The sequence below is a fragment of the Arthrobacter sp. genome, from assembly GCF_031179385.1.
Lineage (GTDB): Bacteria > Actinomycetota > Actinomycetes > Actinomycetales > Micrococcaceae > Arthrobacter_D.
This window is the reverse complement of record NZ_JAPSHV010000222.1, coordinates 1-2161: the sequence shown is the minus strand read 5'-3', so window position 1 is coordinate 2161 and position 2161 is coordinate 1. Positions and strand designations below refer to the sequence as shown.

The 2161-nt window shown below is 66.0% G+C and carries 1 protein-coding gene and 1 pseudogene; both read right to left on the bottom strand.

Translation table 11 applies throughout. The features are described from left to right. On the bottom strand, nucleotides 1–1229 hold a 1229-nt coding region (locus tag RIF85_RS15780; protein ID WP_309072846.1), incomplete at its 3' end, for an alpha-amylase family glycosyl hydrolase. Nucleotides 1230–1273: 44 nt separating this feature from the next. Further along, nucleotides 1274–2161: pseudogene (locus RIF85_RS15775) on the bottom strand (glycogen debranching enzyme); the annotation flags it as partial.

Sequence of the window (2161 nt, the reverse complement as noted above, 5' to 3'; positions counted from 1 at the left end):
TCGGAGCCCGCGAGGAACGGATTCAGCAGCGGGTGCAGTGCGTCGATCACCGGTGTCAGGTCCGGGCGGCGCACCTTGGCGTTGAGCACAGCTTCGGCCAGGTGGCCGGCGCCGTCGGGCAGGTAGCTCCGGTACACCGGGAAGCACGTCAGCAGCTCAGCGATGGCATCGGCGCTCTGCTCCGGTTCGAGGTTCGCGGACGCCGGGACGAGGCGGGCCAGGCGCAGCACCTCCGAGCGGAGGATTCCGTCGGTGATGCCGCGCTTGGTGCCGTGGATCATGTGCACGAACCGCACGGTGGGAACTGCCGCGTCCAGCGCGGGCTCGCCGGCAGGATCCACGAAGAGTCGGTCCACCACGGCAAGACCGTCGTAGCCGGTCGTTCCCTCGCAGGCCCACTGCCCGGGGAGCGCCTCTCCGGGTTCGAGGATCTTCTCGACCAGCGTGTAGGCGCCGCCCGTCAGCTCCCGCAGCCTTTCGAGGTAACCCGCAGGGTCAGCAAGACCGTCCGGATGGTCGATCCGGACACCGTCCACAAGTGACTCTTCGAACCAGCGGCGTACCTCAGAGTGCGCCTCGTCGAAGACCCACGGCACCTCCACGCGCACACCGGCCAGCGTGTTGACGCCGAAGAAGCGCCGGTAGTTGAGCTCGCTGTCCGCACGCCGCCAGTTCACCAATTCATAGTGCTGCCGCGCATGGACCTGCGCTCCGGTGTCTCCGGGCTGAGCGGTGCCTTCGGCGATCGGGTACCGGTTCTCGTAGTAGTGCAGTTCCCCGTCAACTACCTTGAGCTGCTCTTCCTCATTCTCACCGTCACCCAGTACGGGCACCCGGATACGGCCGTTGCCTGCGTCCCAGTCCACGTCGAAGGCTTCGGCGTAACGGGACTCGCGGCCCTTGCTCAGCAGGTCCCACCACCAGGCGTTCTGTGCCGGGGTGGCGACGCCCACATGATTGGGGACGATGTCCACCAGGACACCGAGCCCAGCCTCATGGGCGGCCCGGCACAGGGTATCGAACGCGTCGGGACCGCCCCGTTCAGGGTCGATCGACGTTGGATCGGTGACGTCGTATCCGTGATCGGATCCCTGCTCCGCGGTGAGGACTGGCGAGAGATACACCCAGTCCACACCGAGGTCCACGAGGTACGGCACGGTCTCAGCCGCAGCGGTCAGGTCAAAGCTCGAGCGGATCTGCAACCGGTAGGTCGAGCGGGGGGTTTGCACGTTATTCCTCCTGTAGTGGGTGGTTTTGCCTGCCGGTGAAGGGATCAGGCCGAACCCGCCCGCGACGTGTGCTCGTTGGCGAGGATGGCCAACGATGCTGCGACGGAGTGATCCGGTTCCTCGACCTCCTCGTGTGCACGCAGCACGACCATGGACTTTGCCTCGACAGTTACCTGGTTCCCGGCAGCAATGGGATCGGAGTCCGCGTACACACCGGCGGTGTCGATGACCTCGTCCCACATGGGCCCGTACTCTTCGGACGGGACGGTAAAGGTCACGGGCTCGTCATTGGCGTTGAAGTACAGCAGGAAGTTCAGGTCGGTGATGCGCTGGCCGCGCTGATCGCGGCCGCGGATGCCCTGCCCGTTCAGGAAGACTCCGATGGACCGGCCGAATCCGGCGTTCCAGTCCTCGGGCGCCATGAGCTCCCCGGCGGTGTCCAGCCAGACGATGTCCGGCAGTGCCTCGCCCTCACCGCGGCGGACCGGCCGCCCGTCGAAGAAGCGACGACGGCGGAAGGTCGGGTGCTCGGAGCGCAGCCTGTTCACGGCGGCAGTAAATTCCAGCAGTGGCTGGTCCAGCTTGTCCCAGTGCACCCATGACAGCTCGGAGTCCTGGCAGTAGGTGTTGTTGTTGCCGTCCTGGGTACGGCCCAGCTCATCGCCGTGGGCGATCATCGGCACACCCTGTGAGAGCAGGAGCGTGGCGATGAAGTTGCGCTGCTGGCGCGCCCTGAGGGACTGGACCTCGGGGTCGTCGGTAGGCCCCTCCACGCCGCAGTTCCAGGAGCGGTTGTGGGTTTCGCCGTCGTTGTTGTCTTCGCCGTTGGCCTCGTTGTGCTTCTCGTTGTAGGAGACGAGGTCCCGCAACGTGAAGCCGTCGTGTGCCGTGACAAAGTTGATGGAGGCCACCGGGCGGCGTGCCGAATGCTC